Below are 14,690 nucleotides of genomic sequence, written 5' to 3'. Positions count from 1 at the left end.
TCCTGTCTCCAGTCTTGTCGTTCAGGCGCTCGCGGCCTGGCCGTTGCTCGATTTGGATTTTGACGCATCTCCGGACGGTTTGTCGGAAGACGCCTTCTTTCCGGGCTTCAGCGTGAATTCTTCCTCAAGAGAGAAGAAGCTTTCACAGCCGTCCTCGGTGACATAGATCGTGTCGGAAATGCCGACCGTCTTGTCGCCATCGACGCCCCAGACCCACGGAATAATATGGAAGGTCATGCCTTCCCTCAGGATTTGCGGGTCGCCTTGCATCAGCGAGAGAATGTAGCCCTCGTCCCAGCTCGGCGGGAAGGCGATTCCGATCGAATAGCCGGACCGCGTGATGAGCGCGCCGCCATGGCGACCATCGCTGACAATATCCCGTACGATCTTGTCTGCATCTGAGACCGTCAGGCCAGGCTGGATATAATTCTTCAGTTCCCGCAGGGCCTTGATCATCTGACGCTGCGCGCTCTCCATCGAGCTGGACAACTGGTCCTGCAGGACGACCGTGCGCATCATCGCCGTGTGATAGCGCCGGTAACAGCCGCCGACCTCAAGGAAGACATGCTCACCATCCTGGACGGTGCGGCCTTCCCAGGTCGCATGGCCGATCATCGAGCGCGGGCCGGACGTCACGTAGGGCATGACGGCCGGTGGTTCGCCACCAGCGCGGAACATTGCTGCAGAAACGGCCGCCCCGATTTCGTTCTCGGTCACGCCCGCCTTTACGGCGTCGATACCGGCTTGCATGCCGGCTTCGGTGGCCTTGGCAGCCTTCTTCATGACTTCGATTTCGGCCTTTGACTTCAGCATCCGGCCCTCCTCGACGATGCCGAAGCAGTCGAGCAGGCGCCCTGATGTGTAGGCCGAACGGATACGGTCCTGCTGGTAGGCAGGCAGGAAGTAGGAGTTCCGTTCGTAGCCGATGGTCGAATTGTTGAGACCGAATTCGCGGAAGCTCTCTACCAGTGTCTGGATGGCATCGCCATTGTCGGCGAAGGGGCGCGTCTTCTCGACCCAGGTGCGGGCATGGACGTTCGACTCCTCCATGTTCCGGGTGACCATGTAGCAGTCACCGTCGAGCGGAACGACAAGCGCCTGGAAGAAGGAATACCCGGTGGTCTGATAGTCCGTCATGTACATGATGTTCTCGGGGTCCGAGATCACCACGGCATCAAGGCGCCGGTCCTTCATGCGTTCACGCAGTCCTTCCAGCCGCCGCACATATTCCTCGTGCGGGAAGGTCATGTCATCGCGCTGTCTCATGCCGGCTCCATCACGCTTTGAACGGCTTTCTCGAGAAGGCCGAGGCCTTGTTTGAGATCGTCTTCGGGAATGGTCAGTGGCGGGATCAGCTTGATGACGCGGCCTTCCGAGCCGCAACCGCCAACGAGCAGGCCCGTACGGAAGCATTCGGCGACGATCTTCTTGGCGAGCGCGCCGTCCTTGGTATCAAGGCCCTGCATCATGCCCTTGCCGCGGACTTCCATGCCTGGCCCGGCCATCTTCTGCAGGTGCGTGCGCATCAGGTCGCCCTTGGCACGGACCTCCTTCATGAAGGTGTCATCCTTGAAGTAGTCCATCGCAACCTTGCCCGCGACGAAGGAAATGCCCTGTCCGCGGAACGTTCCGGTATGCTCGCCCGGCGACCAGTGCTTGTCGAATTCAGGTTTGTTGAGGTTCATGGCGAGTGGCGTGCCGAAGCCGCCAATGCCCTTCGCGAGCGTAATGATGTCGGGGTCGAGATCCATGCCGTCGAAGCTGAAATAGGAGCCTGTACGGCCACAGCCGGCCTGGATGTCATCAATAATAAAGAGCGCGCCGCGATCCTTGGCGAACTGACGTATTTCCTTCAGCCACGCCTCGTCGGCGACGTTGACACCCCCTTCGGCCTGGATCGGCTCGATCAGGATGGCTGCGGGCGCCTCATAGCCTGAAGAGGCATCCTGGTATGTCTCCTCCATGCCTTCAAGCGGGTGGCCAAAGGGCAGGCGATCGACATAGTGGAGTGGGACACCGGCGGCGTTCCGGAAGTAGGCATTGGCCGTCGCCGCAAGCGAGCCCAGCGTCATGCCATGGAACCCGTTTGTGAAGGCGATGATCCTGTTGCGGCCTGTGACCCTGCGGGCGAGCTTCATGGCTGCCTCGACCGCATTGGTTCCGGTCGGACCGGTGAACTGCATGCGATAGTCCCAGCCGCGCGGTTTGAGGATGGTGTCGACAAAGGCCTGCATGAAGTCGCGTTTTGTGGTTGTCATCGTGTCCAGGCTGTGCGGGATCCCATCAGACTGGATGAAGTCGATGATCGCTTCCTTCATCTTCGGATTATTGTGGCCGAAATTCAGAACACCGGCACCAGCAAAGAAATCGATGTAGGATTTTCCGTTCTCATCTGTCTGGCGGGCATTGGAAGCGGACTTGAAAACCGTGGGATAAGTCCGGGCATACCCTCTGACATTCGATTCCCAGCGTTCAAATAGTTCCATTTTCAAGTCTCCTTTCGGTCGGATGGTTCGGCCGGCCTCAATCCAGTTGGGCGGTTGATTGCGTTGGCAGTGGCGCACCAGCCAGACGCGCATAAATGCGCGTGACGATGGGCAGCAGCCGGTCGTTAAAATCGTAGCGTGGCGAGTGGCATGGCACGTCATGTCCGTTGCCATCATCTGCACCAATCAGTGCAAAGGCGCCGGGTAACTCTTTCAAATAGTAAGAGAAATCCTCTGACGCCATGATGGGCACAGGCAATTCGCCGAATTGCCAGTCATGTCCAAGATCAGCCGCGATTGCAGCTCTCATCTCGCCGGCCTGGCTAGCGTGATTGATCGTCGCGTCATAGCGCGGGAAGATTTCGACGGTCGCTTCGACACCATAAGCGGCCGCTTGTGCGGTCGCGATTTCTTGAATCATTCCGTCAATGCGGGCCCGATCTGATGGATCGGCGATCCGGATGCTTCCGGCAAGGACCGCGCTGTCCGGGATGACCGTTTCGCCGCTGGGGGCCTCGATCGACGTTACGCTGACCACGGCAGCGTTTTGCGGCGTAATCCGGCGCGCGATGATCTGTTGCAGTGCCATGGTTACTGCCGCAGCGGCCAGGACGGGGTCACGCGTATTCTCCGGCTGGCTGGCATGCCCGCCCGAGCCTTGCAGGTGAATCCGGAACGTACCGTTGCCGGCCATAACGGCTCCGTCCGGGCAGACGGCCTTTCCGAACGGGATCGCCGGCCAATTATGCCAACCGAAAATGACGTCCAGACCATCAAGAGCGCCGTCCTCAATCATTTTTTTCGCGCCGTGCCCGCCTTCCTCCGCCGGCTGGAAGAGCAGGGTGACCGGTCCAGGCAGGTCCGCTTCGTGCATCTTCAGCCATGCGGCTGCCGACATAAGGGCGGCTGCGTGGCCGTCATGACCGCAGGCATGCATGCACCCTTCGTGTGTCGACACCCAGTCATGCTCTCCCGCTTCGCGAATGGGCAGGGCATCGATATCGGCGCGAAGCCCGACATGCCGGCCGGGCGCATCCATCGCCAAGGTGGCGAGCGTTCCGGTGCCCGCGCATGTACGCCAGGGAATGTTCAATGCATCGAGGGATGCGCGGATGGCGGCGGCGGTGTTTTCTTCCTGCCAAGGCAGCTCCGGCTTTCGATGAAGGTCTCGGCGAAACGCTACGGACGCCCCGATCAGAGATGTCCATTCATCCGAGTTGGCTTCGCTTTCCAGCCTGAAGATAATGTCTTCCATTTCTTTAGCGTAAACTCCGGCAGTCAGACTTCAACCCGCCTTCGGGGAGTAAATCACCTCGTTTAGCGAAACAGTTCGTGGGCAAATCATCCTGAAAAATGAAGAACTTAGACTATCTAACCATCACGTGGCCGTCTTTGAACTTCAAGGCTTGGCTGTTTTGCTGTCAGCCTTTTGAAGACGTTCGATGAAATCACTGGGCAGGCTGTGCGGCTTGCCGGGCTGGAATGCCCTTCTCAGTCCGCTGGACACGGCTTTTCGGAAGGCGCGCCGGTGCTGACGCGTCTCCTCGCATGCCGTATCACCTGTCAGCTTTCCGCTTTGTGTTCCCATGATCCTTCTCATCGTTCCCTTATCAAACTGTTTGGCGGGCAAACCGTTCCGGAATCGTTTGAATTGTCAGCGAAATCGAGCGTGACCGGCGATGCTTGAATGAGGTAGGGACCACCTACAGGCCTGGAAGCGAGCCCCACGGAACCGTAATGATTGTGAGGACCGTCGCGGCAATCGACGCCACATAGCCTAACAGCATGAGCACGCCGTCCCGAGCAACAAAAGCAAGCCCAAACAAGACAATTGCGGCTCCGGGCGCGGCAACCGCGAACGGCACCAGTTCCAGCGGGATCATCAATAATGCAAGAAGGGTGACCATCAGGGCGGCAACAACCACCGCGATGCGGCCTGTCAGGAATTCCAGCCGCTCGGATATCATTTTATCAATCCGCTTTAGCCAGGGCTTGGCGCGGCGGTTGGCGGCTTTCAGCTTGTCTTTGCCGATTGAGCGCTTCTGCACAAATTTGGGTACCCAGATATGTCTGGCGCCGAACAGGATCTGTAGCGAAAACATGATGATGATCAGGCCGATCAGCGCCGGCAGGCCGGGAACGGCTCCCAGGGGCGGCAGCACAACCAGTAGGCCCAAAAAGGCGATGACCGGTCCAAACGACCGATCGCCGAATAGGTCCAGCACATCGCCAAAGGTAATCTTTTCGCCATCAATATCGTTGATGGCCCGATCCAGTACATTTTCCAGCGGGTCGTCTCGCGAAGCCGTCAAGTCTGTCCCTTCCGTCTGCTCCATACAGATAGTGACAGCGCTCGAGGCGCCAAAAGGTTCACCGCTTACAGATCGGGCCTGGGGACATAAGATCAATCAGCGTCTGGCGTAGGACCGGGACAAGCTTTGCCCGATCAAGCCCCGGATGGCGCAGTACGCGGCTTGCCAGTCCTGAGACGACCACCATCAGCATGTCAGCGCGGGCTTCGGCATCGCAAAGTCCAAGCTTTTCGCCAAAAAGGCGGATCAGTTGCTTTCGTACATGTTCGTCGTGGCGCTGGATGATTTTGGCGATTTCGGGATTTCGCTGGCCTTCCGCCAGCATCTCCATGTTCAGGACCGACTGAATGATGTCGGAATTGTCTGAAATTGACCGAGCCGCGCGGTCGGCCATGGCTTCGGCCAGTTCGCTGGGGGCAATGGCGTCCAGTTCAAGAAATCGCTGAGACGATAGCGCTGATTCACGGTCTACGATGGCCGCGATAATCGCCTCCTTGTTCTCGAAATAGTGGTAGATGTGGCCGACGCTCATGCCGGCTCGTTTGGCGATCTTGGCCATTCCGGCATTGTGAAAGCCGTATTCGACAAAACAGTCAGCAGCCGCATCGAGAACCTGGTCGATCCTTGCAGCTCGCCGTTTTTCTGCTCCCGTCATTGGCGCGCAGTCTTTTTGCACCATTTAACTCCAAACTCGATCGACGCCCCTTGACTTGCTGCGGCGCAACAATAGATAGAGCGTTCATTCTAATTATACAAAGTCATGCTAATATCAAGACATATACCCATGGCATGACTCGAGAAGGACCGAAAATGGCCTCCACGATTTCCTCCCTCTACGCTGGTCGCCGCGTTCTTGCCGCGGCGGCACTTGCCAGCGCCATTTTCCTGGCTGCCTGCGGGTTGGGAGAGCCGGCTCAAACGGCCAACCCGCAACAGATGCAGACATCCGCGGTTCCGGTTGAAACGATTTTGCTGGAGTCGGTTTCGGTTGAGAGCGTCCGGTCTCTGCCCGCCCGCGCAACCGCATTTGCCGAAGCCGAGATCCGTCCGCAGGTCTCCGGCCTGATCGAGAAGCGCCTGTTCACGGAAGGCCAGCAGGTGAGCGAAGGCGACGCGCTCTACCAGATAGACCGGTCGGAATATGTCGCGTCGGTGGAAAGTGCCCGCGCAGCGCTTGCCCGGGCTCAAGCAACGGCCGAGACGGCCCGCCAGACTGCTAGCCGTTTCCAGCGGCTCAGCGACATCAATGCTGTCAGCCAGCAATCCTATGACGAGGCTGACGCTGCTGCCAAGCAAGCCGAGGCCGAAGTCGGCATACAGAAAGCAGCCCTTGAGCGGGCCCGCATTGACCTTGCCCGTACGACTATCCGGGCCCCGATCGACGGCAGTATCGGCCGTTCAACAGTTACGCCCGGCGCGCTTGTTACCGCCAACCAGCCTCAGCAGCTCGCCCGGATTCTTCAGCTCGACCCGATCTATGTCGACATGACAGCGTCAAGTTCGGAAGTGCTTCGCTGGCGCCAGGATGTGGCAGCCGGGCGAATTCGTTCCAGCGATGGGAATGCAGGTGTTCCGGTGACGGTCCGGCTGGAAAATGGCCAGGCCTATCCGCATCGCGGCGCGCTTGAGTTCAGCGAAGTCAGCGTTGATGAGGCAGCCGGTACGGTGATCATCCGCGCCCAGGTTCCCAACCCGGACGGCCTGATCCTGCCGGGCATGTTCGTGAAGGCCGAGTTTTCTGCCGGGACGCTCGACGATGTCTATCGCGTCCCGCAGCGCGCCGTTCAGCGTACGCCGAAGGGTGAACCTTTTGCCTACATTGTTGCAGATGATGGCACGGCGCAGCAGGTCATGCTGGCGATCCAGGAATCCGAAGGCAGCGACTGGATCGTCACTGCCGGTGTGGAAGCAGGCCAGAAACTGATCGTTTCCGGCTTTCAGAGACTGCGTGCGGGCACGCCGGTTCAGGATTCTTCGGTTTCCGGGCGCAACCTGGCATCAATGAAGGTGGCTCCTTCGAGCGTTACCCCTGAATAGCGGACCCGCGACATGGCAAACTTCTTTATCGACAGGCCGGTCTTCGCCTGGGTGATCGCTATTGTCATCATGCTGGGCGGTGTCATGGCCCTGCGTGTCCTTCCGGTCGCCCAGTATCCTGACATTGCGCCCACCACGATCAGCGTCAGCGCAGTCTATCCAGGCGCTTCGGCCAGGGCGGTTGAGGACTCCGTCACACAAGTCATCGAGCAACAGATGACGGGGTTGGACGGGCTCGACTACATCTCATCCACGTCGAGCTCGGCGGGGACCAGTCAGATCACGCTGACCTTCGAGACCGGCACCGACCCGGATATCGCTCAGGTGCAGGTCCAGAACCGGCTGTCTCTTGCGACCCCGCTCCTGCCGGAGCCGGTCCAGCGCCAGGGTGTGACAGTAAACAAGGCCAGCACCGGCTTTCTGATGATCACCTCGCTGTATTCGCCCAATGGGACGTTCGACCAGACTGACATCGGCGATTATATCCGAAGCAATCTTTATGACCCGGTCAGCCGGGTCGATGGTGTTGGTCAGGTCCAGCTCTTCGGCTCGCAATATTCCATGCGGATCTGGCTCGATCCTGACAAGCTGTTCCAGTACAATCTTGTTGCCGCTGATGCGATCGCAGCGATCCGCGCGCAGAATACGCAGGTCTCGGCTGGCTCGCTTGGTGGAACGCCAGCCGTCGAGGGACAGGAGATCAATGCGACGATCACCGTCCAGTCCCTGCTGTCGACGCCAGACGAATTCCGTCAGCTGCTGATCAAGACAACGCCGGAAGGTGGTTCCGTTCGGCTGGAAGATGTCGGCCGGGTCGAGATGGGCGCGGAAAACTATTCCTTCGTTGCCCGCTTCAACGGCATGCCGGCATCCGGCTTCGCGGTGTCGCTGGCGACCGGCGCAAATGCGCTGGATACAGCCGAGGCGGTCAAACAGCGGGTCGCAGAGCTGTCGGCGAACTTTCCCGCCGATCTCGAATATGCCTTTCCCGTCGACTCTACACCCTTCATCGAGACGTCGATCCATGAGGTCCAGAAGACGCTGCTGGAAGCCGTCGTGCTCGTCTTCATCGTCATTCTCGTCTTCCTGCAGAGCCTGCGCGCGTCTTTCATCCCCATGATGGCGGTTCCCGTTGTGCTGCTGGGGACGATGGTGGTGCTGCTTGCGCTTGGCTTCTCCATCAACACGCTCACCATGTTCGCAATGGTGCTCGCCATCGGCCTGCTGGTCGATGACGCAATTGTCGTAGTGGAGAATGTCGAACGGGTGATGGAGGAAGACGGCCTTGGGCCGCGTGAGGCAACAAGAAAATCCATGAAGCAGATCACCGGCGCCCTGGTTGGCATTGCCACGGTGCTGTCGGCTGTTTTCGTGCCAATGGCCTTCTTCCCGGGATCGGCCGGTCTGATCTATCGCCAGTTCTCGGTGACGATTGTCTCGGCCATGGCCCTTTCGGTGGTGGTTGCGCTTGTTCTCTCTCCGGCGCTTTGCGCCACGATCCTGAAAGGCGGCCGCCATGGCGAGCCGGGCGGCGTGTTGGGAGCACCTGCAGCCTTCTTCAACCGCAACTTCAATCGAGTGCGGGATGGTTATGAAGCTGTCGTTAGCCGGATCATTCGCCGTCGCTGGGTCTTTGTCGGTGTTTTCGCGGTTATCGTGGTCCTTGTCGGGTTCGGGTTTTCCCGCCTGCCAACCTCTTTCCTGCCTCAGGAGGACCAGGGGCGCGTCATCACGCTCGTCAGCCTTCCCGCTGATGCCAGCCTGGAACGCACGGCCGAGGTGGTCGACCAGGTTCGCGAGCGCTACTTCGATGCCCACGGCGACAGCATGGAAGGCATATTCACACTTGCTGGTTTCAGCTTTGCTGGGCGAGGGCAGAATAACGGCATCGCGTTCGGCGCCCTGAAAGAATGGTCTGAGCGGACGGAACCCGGACAGGGCGCAAGTGAGATAGCCAACGCCGTTACGGGGAGTTTCTCTTCGTTCACAGATGCCATGGTGTTCGCCATCGTCCCGCCGCCGATCCCGGAGCTCGGGAATTCGGCTGGTTTCGACCTGTATCTTCAGGACGCAGGCAATGAAGGCCACGAAGCGCTCATGGCGGCGCAGGGGCAACTTCTTGGAATGGCCGGCCAGAACCAGAAGCTCGCGGGGGTTCGGCCTAATGGCCTCGCCGATGGCCCGCAATTCAAGATCGACATCGACTATCAGAAAGCCCAGGCGCTCGGCATTTCAGTTGCCGATATTACCAACCTTCTTTCGGTCTCCTTTGGCGGCAGCTATGTCAACGACTTCCTGGACAGGGGCCGGATCAAGCGGGTCTATGTGCAGGGCGAGGCGGAATCCCGTATGCAGCCGAATGATCTTGGTGACTGGCGCGTGCGCAACGGCAATGGTGGTATGACGCCGGTCGAGGAAATCGTTTCGACGGAATGGACTTATGGCTCACCGCAGCTTCAGCGATTCAATGGCCTGTCAGCGGTCAATATCCAGGGCAATGCGGCGCCGGGAGTCAGTTCGGGTGTCGCGATGACGGAGATGGAGACGCTCGTCGACCAGCTGCCCGGCAATTTTGATCTTGCCTGGTCAGGCATCAGTGCGCAGGAGCGGGAGGCCGGAAGTCAGTCGACAATGCTCTACATCCTCTCGATCCTGTTCGTCTTCCTTTGCCTGGCGGCACTTTATGAAAGCTGGATCGTTCCGATTGCGGTGCTGCTGACTGCACCTCTGGGTGTGGCGGGGGCAGTCATTGCCGCGCAACTGCGTGGGCTCGACAATGATATCTTCTTCCAGGTGGCCCTGCTTACGACGATTGGTCTTGCTTCCAAGAATGCCATCCTGATCGTAGAGTTTGCCCGCGATCTGGAGCGTCAGGGCACCGAGCTTGTCGAAGCCGTGAAGAGCGCGGTGAGGATGCGCTTCCGTCCCATCATGATGACCAGTTTTGCCTTCGGGTTCGGCGTGCTGCCCCTTGCGCTCAGCACAGGGGCAGGGGCAGCTGGACGTGTCGCCGTAGGCACAGCCGTTGTCGGAGGCCTGATATCGGCAATTCTGTTGGGCTTGTTCTTCGCGCCAATGTTCTACGTTGTAGTCAGGAAACTTGCAGGCGGGCGCCCGCTCAAACAGGCGCAGCCTTCGGAGGCATGAGCATGAACCGGAAATCACTCCTACTGGCAGTCGCAAGCGGCACCCTGATCCTTTCGGGCTGCATGACCGTCACCGAACCCTATGAGCGGCCTGATGCGCCGGTGCCGGCCGCGCTCCCGGTCACCGATCCGGACGGTGAACCCGTCGAACCGGTTGTCTGGGAGGACGTTTTTACCGCGCCAGAATTGCGCCAGCTGATTGAACTCGCCCTCGACGAAAACCGCGACCTGCGGATCGCGGCGGCCAATGTGCAGCTCGCCCGCGCGCAGTACGGCGTCTCACGCGCCCAACGTCTGCCGGCCGTCAATGCACGCGGCGCTGTGACGGAAGGCGGTACGTTTGAAACAGGCAATGCCGGCGGTGCCGGGTTTGGTGACAATGCATCCGCCAGTATCGGCGTCACGGCTTATGAACTCGACCTGTTCGGTCGGGTCGAAAATCTCAATGAAGCAGCCCTGCAATCCTATCTCGCAACCGAAGAAGGCGAACGCGCTGCGAAAATCTCGATTGCTGCGACGGTCGGTGAACTCTGGATGCAGCTGGCCGCCGACAAGGCATTGCTCGCCCTGGCCGAAGACACGGTCGATGTGCAGTCGGAATCGCTGGAGCTGACAGGTGAGCTGTTTGACGCTGGCGTTGCGACCGAGCTGGATGTTCGCCGGGCCTCGGCCAGCGTCGAGACTGCGCGGGCCCAGGTTGCCCAATTCGCTGCACAGGTGGATCAGGACCTGAATGCACTTCGCCTTGTGGTGGGGACTGACCTGCCCGAGGGGGTGTATGATGCGGCCCGGCTCAAGCCTGCACCTCTGGTCAGCGACGTTCCGCTTTCGCAGTCCTCTCTGGTGCTGCTCAAGCGGCCGGACGTGCAGCAGGCAGAGCGCCAGCTGTTAGCGGCGAATGCGAATGTCGCCGCAGCGCGGGCCGCTTTCTTTCCGGTCATCTCACTGACCGGACAAGTCGGATACGCGTCGAGCGACCTGACCGATCTGTTTGACGGAACGGCCGGTTGGAGCTTCGGGCCCTCTATTTCGCTTCCGATCTTCGACGCCGGCGCAAGACAGTCCAATCTTGAGGTCAGTCAGGCGCGCCGCGACATCGCGGTGGCCGGCTATGAGCAAGCGATCCAGTCCGCCTTCCGGGACACAGCGGATGCGCTTGCGGTGGCGCGGACAATTGATGAGCGGGTCGATGCGCTTGGGCGGCTGGTTGAAGATACATCGATCACGCTGGAGCTTTCTCAGGAGCGGTTCCAGGTCGGGGTCGATGACTATCTCTCCGTGCTTGACTCGCAGCGTCTCAATTACAACGCTCGCCAGCAGCTCATTCAGGCTGAACTTGTCCGACACCTCAACATCATCGCGCTTTACCGGGCCCTTGGCGCGTGGCCTGAACAGGGTGCGGTCTCGGCTGGACCGCAGGGACAAGATTAGCGCCCGGGCGGCACAATCCGCTAAACTTGACGCGAGCGTCACCTAGACAGACGGGCAGTGGTCGTGCTCTCATCGCGAGCATGACACAGGAACATTTCGATGTGCTGATAATCGGCGCCGGCCTGTCAGGCATCGGTGCGGCCTATCATCTGCAGGAAAAGTGTCCGGGAAAGAGCTATGCCATCCTGGAAGGCCGAGACGCCATCGGCGGGACGTGGGACCTTTTTCGGTATCCCGGTATCCGGTCCGACAGCGACATGTTCACCCTCGGCTACATCTTCAAACCGTGGACCGAACGAAAGGCCATCGCGGATGGTCCGTCCATTCTGCGATACATCAACGAGACGGCTCGCGAGAACGGTATCGACAAGCAGATTCGCTTCAACCATCTGGTAAAGCGGGCAAGCTGGGATTCTGAAACGGCGACCTGGACCATCGAGGCCGAAGATGCGGTTTCGGGCGTCATCCATAGGCTGAGCTGCAGTTTCCTTTACACCTGTGCGGGCTACTACTCCTACGAGGGTGGCCACCGGCCCTCTTTCCCGGGTGAGGAGAGCTTTTCCGGCCAGATCGTTCATCCTCAGGCCTGGCCGGAGGATCTCGACTATGCCGGCAAGAAGGTCGTCGTCATTGGCTCTGGCGCGACAGCGGTGACGCTTGTGCCGGAAATGGCAAAGACCGCCGAACACGTCACAATGCTGCAGCGTTCACCCACCTATGTCGTGTCTCGTCCGGCAGAGGATTCAACGGCGATCCAGCTTCGCAAATGGCTGCCCGGAAAATGGGCTTATGGCGTGACCCGCTGGCGTAACATCCTGTTCCAGATGTTCTTTTTTAATATGGCCCGGAAGCGCCCGGCGAAAGTCAAGAAGCGCATCCTCGACATGGCGCAGGAACAGCTGGGCCCCGATTTCGACGTCGAGACTCATTTCACACCGACCTACAATCCATGGGATCAACGCCTGTGTCTGGTCCCCGACGGTGACCTGTTCCAGGCCTTGAAGTCCGGCTCTGCATCGGTCGTGACCGATCACATTGAGCGATTCAGCGAGAACGGGATCGAGTTGAAAAGCGGCGAACACCTGGATGCCGACATTATTGTTACGGCAACGGGGCTGAAGCTGAATTTTCTCGGCGGGATCGATCTGGTCGTGGATGGTCAGGCTGTGCAGCCCGGCGAAATCCATGGTTATCGCGGGATCATGTTCGAGAACGTGCCAAACCTGGTTTCGACGTTCGGTTACACGAATGCGTCCTGGACACTGAAAGCCGACCTCACGGCCGACTTCACGACCAGGTTGCTACGCTTCATGGACAAGAAAGATTATGATGAGGTTCGTCCGGAAGCCGGTGAACCCTTGGGGGACCAGCCATGGCTCGATTTCTCGTCAGGTTATGTGCAGCGGGCCAGCGAGAACCTGCCAAAACAGGGCGACCGCATGCCTTGGCGTCTGCATCAGAATTATGTGAAAGACATATTCGCCCTCAGGCATGCCAATCTGGAAGACGGCGTGCTCGTCTTCAGGTCGAGGCGGTCGGAGAGCGAAGATACGTCCGACGATTCGCTTAGGCCGCCCGTTGCGGCCCAGTGAGCCTGCAGGCGACTGCAACAGCCGGGCAAAATGTCTTGAACGCGCTGCTTGCTCGGCGTATGTCACGCGCGAGTGCCGCCTTAGCTCAGTTGGTTAGAGCGCTAGATTGTGGATCTAGAGGTCTCCCGTTCAAACCGGGAAGGCGGTACCATTTCCCCGGCATCGCAGAAGAGCGGCTCGTGCGTTGCGCGAAACTCGTCCGAAATTTGTCCAAAATTGTTGCATTTACGCAGCGCAAGCAAAAAAAAACTACAAGAAGCCAACGGACTTGCCCGTCGCATCTCGCTTCCGGAACAAAACTTTTGTAGACCGATTCCATGCGGGTCACTCCGTTAGCTCTGCGGTCGGTGAGTAATGGTGCTCATGCGGCTCACAAAGAGGAATGAGTATGAAAAGAACTCTGATGTGCGCGACAGCTGCGGCCGCTATGGCGTCGGCAGGTAATGTCGCAGTCGCCCAGGACGGCTGGTATGGCCGTGCTGATCTTGGCTACACTTTCGATGGCACTCTGGATCACGATGCTGAGCCGGGGTCGCTTTACTCCCTCGGAGGCGACTCCGATCTGGATGGTGGCCTTCCGGGCATCAGCGCGGGGATCGGTTACGGTTTCGAAAACGGTTTCCGTATTGAAGGTGTCGCTGGCTGGCGTGCCGGCTCGCTTGATCCGGATGGCGTGATCAATGGCGGCCCGCCGGTTGATACGGCTTCGCTGTTCTTTGATCCGGGTTCGGACGGCAAGATTTCCGTTATCGACTTCATGGTGAACGGCCTCTACGACTTCATGCCGGAGTCGTCATTCAACCCATATGTGGGCGCCGGTGTTGGCATCTCACAAGTGAAAGCAAAGGCTTTCAGCCTGCGCGCTGCAGATGTTGGAGGCAACACGTCGACCGTTAACGGCTTCAGCGATGAAGATGCGGTTCTGGCATATCAATTCCTTGCAGGGATTGGCTACGACATCACCGAGCAGCTCATTCTCGATATTGGCTACAAGTATTATACGACGGACGATCTGCAGTACGTTGGCCGCGATTACAACGCCAACCCGGTCAACTATGAGGCCCAGTACACCGATCACAGCGTGACGGTTGGTCTGCGGTACCAGTTCGGCGCCCCGCCGCCACCACCACCGCCGCCGCCTCCGCCACCGCCGCCGCCGCCACCGCCGCCGCCTCCACCGCCTCCGCCGCCGCCACCGCCGCCGCCGGAAGAGGTTGAGGAAGCGCCGGTCGCAGCCTGCTCGACGCTGAACCAGGCCTTCGTGGTCTACTTCGAGTGGGACAGCTCCGACCTGACGAGCCAGGCGGCTGCCGTGATCGACCAGGCTGTTGCCAACATCCGGGCGCGTGAAGACTGTGCCCCGGGCTCGGTGACGATTGTTGGTCACACCGACACCTCGGGTGCAGCGACCTACAACGCCCGCCTGTCGCAGCGCCGTGCGGCTTCTGTCGCAACAGCACTGACGTCGCGTGGCATCGGGTCTGACATGATCTCGACCGAAGGCCGTGGTGAGAACGATCTCGCCAAGGCGACGCGCGACGGTGTTCGCGAGCCGCTGAACCGTCGTTCGGAAGTCACGATCATCGTCCGCTAGGACGGCGATCCGACAACCAGAAACAGGAATGGCCCGGCAATGCGCCGGGCCATTTTTTATGGTGCAGACTGTTGGAAACTCCGGGGATGGAT

Annotated in this window: 11 protein-coding genes and 1 tRNA gene; 7 read left to right on the top strand and 5 right to left on the bottom strand. The window is 59.6% G+C overall.

Annotation, left to right across the window (positions count from 1 at the left end; all coding sequences use genetic code 11):
* Positions 1–21: 21 nt before the first annotated feature.
* Genes doeA through doeB2 form a run of 3 tightly spaced genes read right to left on the bottom strand, consistent with a single transcriptional unit; the run spans position 22 to position 3,741 of the window.
* A complete protein-coding gene (doeA, locus tag D1227_RS16415) occupies positions 22–1,266 on the bottom strand; it encodes an ectoine hydrolase (RefSeq protein ID WP_119405444.1) in 1,245 nt (414 codons plus the stop codon).
* Entirely contained in the window at positions 1,263–2,486 is a 1,224-nt protein-coding gene (locus tag D1227_RS16410; protein WP_119405443.1) for an aspartate aminotransferase family protein, read from the bottom strand. Before D1227_RS16410 ends, doeA begins: the two co-directional genes overlap by 4 nt.
* Positions 2,487–2,523: 37 nt before the next feature.
* A complete protein-coding gene (doeB2, locus tag D1227_RS16405) occupies positions 2,524–3,741 on the bottom strand; it encodes a N(2)-acetyl-L-2,4-diaminobutanoate deacetylase DoeB2 (RefSeq protein ID WP_119405442.1) in 1,218 nt (405 codons plus the stop codon).
* Between the two features lie 174 nt (positions 3,742–3,915).
* Between doeB2 and D1227_RS19850 the strand changes: the two genes are divergently transcribed.
* A complete protein-coding gene (locus tag D1227_RS19850) occupies positions 3,916–4,173 on the top strand; it encodes a hypothetical protein (RefSeq protein WP_147373345.1) in 258 nt (85 codons plus the stop codon).
* A gap of 16 nt (positions 4,174–4,189) precedes the next feature.
* Here D1227_RS19850 and D1227_RS16395 read toward each other — a convergent pair whose 3' ends face one another.
* Together D1227_RS16395 and D1227_RS16390 are read right to left on the bottom strand one after the other, a co-directional pair.
* Positions 4,190–4,798: an exopolysaccharide biosynthesis protein gene (locus tag D1227_RS16395; RefSeq protein WP_119405488.1), complete on the bottom strand. Its 609-nt coding sequence runs from the start codon at positions 4,796–4,798 to the stop codon at positions 4,190–4,192.
* 58 nt (positions 4,799–4,856) lie between these two features.
* Positions 4,857–5,453, bottom strand: coding sequence for a TetR/AcrR family transcriptional regulator (locus tag D1227_RS16390; protein WP_158586694.1), 597 nt, complete (start codon positions 5,451–5,453; stop codon positions 4,857–4,859).
* Between the two features lie 155 nt (positions 5,454–5,608).
* Between D1227_RS16390 and D1227_RS16385 the strand changes: the two genes are divergently transcribed.
* From D1227_RS16385 to D1227_RS16360, 6 genes are all read left to right on the top strand, one after another.
* Entirely contained in the window at positions 5,609–6,835 is a 1,227-nt protein-coding gene (locus D1227_RS16385; protein WP_158586693.1) for an efflux RND transporter periplasmic adaptor subunit, read from the top strand.
* 12 nt (positions 6,836–6,847) lie between these two features.
* Positions 6,848–9,982 carry an efflux RND transporter permease subunit gene (locus tag D1227_RS16380; protein WP_119405438.1) on the top strand — a complete coding sequence of 1,045 codons (3,135 nt, stop codon included), beginning with the start codon at positions 6,848–6,850 and terminating at the stop codon, positions 9,980–9,982.
* Positions 9,983–9,984: 2 nt separating this feature from the next.
* Positions 9,985–11,412 carry an efflux transporter outer membrane subunit gene (locus D1227_RS16375; protein ID WP_119405437.1) on the top strand — a complete coding sequence of 476 codons (1,428 nt, stop codon included), beginning with the start codon at positions 9,985–9,987 and terminating at the stop codon, positions 11,410–11,412.
* 80 nt (positions 11,413–11,492) lie between these two features.
* Entirely contained in the window at positions 11,493–13,004 is a 1,512-nt protein-coding gene (locus D1227_RS16370) for a flavin-containing monooxygenase (RefSeq protein ID WP_119405436.1), read from the top strand.
* A gap of 74 nt (positions 13,005–13,078) precedes the next feature.
* Positions 13,079–13,155: transfer RNA gene (locus tag D1227_RS16365), tRNA-His, on the top strand.
* Positions 13,156–13,392: 237 nt separating this feature from the next.
* Complete coding sequence (locus D1227_RS16360) at positions 13,393–14,598, top strand: OmpA family protein (RefSeq protein ID WP_199288339.1); 1,206 nt, start codon at positions 13,393–13,395, stop codon at positions 14,596–14,598.
* Positions 14,599–14,690 lie beyond the last annotated feature (92 nt).

The sequence above is a fragment of the Henriciella mobilis genome (genome assembly GCF_003576315.1).
GTDB classification, from domain to species: Bacteria; Pseudomonadota; Alphaproteobacteria; order Caulobacterales; family Hyphomonadaceae; genus Henriciella; species Henriciella mobilis.
This window is presented reverse-complemented; position numbering and strand designations above follow the sequence as displayed.